At 62.7% G+C, this 1465-nt stretch carries 2 protein-coding genes and 1 pseudogene; all 3 read left to right on the forward strand.

Features of this window, described 5'->3' with window-relative positions; all coding sequences use genetic code 11:
* A pseudogene (locus tag FXV83_RS43900) lies at positions 1-276 on the forward strand (diaminopropionate ammonia-lyase); the annotation flags it as partial.
* Between the two features lie 330 nt (positions 277-606).
* A complete protein-coding gene (locus tag FXV83_RS44880) occupies positions 607-984 on the forward strand; it encodes a transposase (protein WP_148738514.1) in 378 nt (125 codons plus the stop codon).
* A 34-nt stretch (positions 985-1018) separates the two neighbouring features.
* Positions 1019-1372 (forward strand): IS66 family insertion sequence element accessory protein TnpB, encoded by a 354-nt coding sequence (gene tnpB, locus FXV83_RS07265; protein ID WP_148738515.1) that lies wholly within the window; start codon positions 1019-1021, stop codon positions 1370-1372.
* The last annotated feature ends 93 nt before the right edge of the window (positions 1373-1465 follow it).

Here is a 1465-nt window from a genome sequence, read left to right on the forward strand (position 1 = left end):
ACTGTCGACGACGAGGACGCGATCAGCGTCATGAGGCGGCTTGCGAATCCCAGAGATGACGACCCTGCTGTCGTTTCAGGCGAAAGTGGTGGTGTTGGTCTCGCCGGCTTACTGCAGGTGGCCTCCGACCAGACCCTGCGGGACAAGGTCGGTCTTGGACGAGATGCTCGGGTCTTCCTGATCAACACCGAGGGCGCGACCGATGCTCGCCGCTACGAGGAACTCGTCGGTATGTCCCCAGCGCAGGTGTCGCTGACGAGCACTTCGCCGGACTAAACAGCTGGGGAAGCGTGAGGCGGTCCGGTTGGGCAGCTCGGTCAGAACATCGTGGGACGAGGGCCTCGTATCCCGACCCCGTAGTGCCGCCATCGCGGTGCTGATGGCTTGCCGACAAAGGCACCTGGTCCGTGACGCTAATGAACTCGTCCCCGCCCGCGAGCAGGGCGGCTGGGAGCGCAACCCTGAGCCAGACTGAGACGGTGTCCGGGAGGATCAGCCCGATGCTGATGCTGTCCACCGTAAGCGTAGCGCGGCGGCCGTTCAGATTGTTTGTGCGCGGTCTTGGGAGCACCGTTAGAAGAGTCATCTTCTGCAAGGGGGCTCACAATGGACGACCATTCGGACGACATAAGACGACCGTCGCCGCGTATCGAAGTGTATACTGGTGCAGGTCGAAAGCGCTGGCCGGACGATTTGAAGGCACAAATTGCCGCGGAAAGCTTCGAGCCGGGCGCGATTGTCACAGATGTCGCCCGCCGCCATGGCTGCCGGCCCCAGCAGGTGCATGACTGGCGGCGTCGAGCGCGTTTGGGCCAGTTGGTGCTGCCGGCTTCGGCGGATACCTTATCGTTTGTGCCTTTGGTGTCGGAATCGTCGCACCCGCGGCTGCGGAGCCCTCCGTATCGGCGGAAGCAGCTGTTGTTACGGTCGAGTTCCAGGGTGCACGGGTTGAGGTACGCGGGACGCCTGGCCTTGCGGTGCTAAGTGACGTGTTCATGGCTCTGCGACGGACACGTTCATGCTGATGCCACCCGCGGGCCTCACGATTTACGTTGCGACCCAACCTGTGGACTTCAGAAAGGGCGCGGATGGCCTGGCGCTCTTGGCGAAGGAGACGCTGGGCCACGATCCGATGAAGGGCGTGGCGGTGGTCTTCCGTGCAAAGCGCGCTGATCGGGTGAAGATCGTCGTCTGGGATGGCAGTGGCCTTGTGCTGTATTGGAAGCGGCTTGAGGGCAGCGCCTTCAAGTGGCCGCCGGTTGTTGACGGCGTCATGCGAATGAACGCCGCGCAGTTGTCGGCGCTTCTGGCCGGCATGGATTGGACACGCATGCATGCGCCTCGAATCCCGCAGCCGAAAGCGCTTGCGTAGGAGATAAAATCTTCGCTGCATCGAGGCGCGAAGCATGGCAGACTCGGGCCAATGAGTGATTTGCCTGATCAACTGCCGAGCGACCCAGCCGAG

Source organism: Bradyrhizobium hipponense (assembly GCF_008123965.1).
Taxonomy (GTDB): domain Bacteria; phylum Pseudomonadota; class Alphaproteobacteria; order Rhizobiales; family Xanthobacteraceae; genus Bradyrhizobium; species Bradyrhizobium hipponense.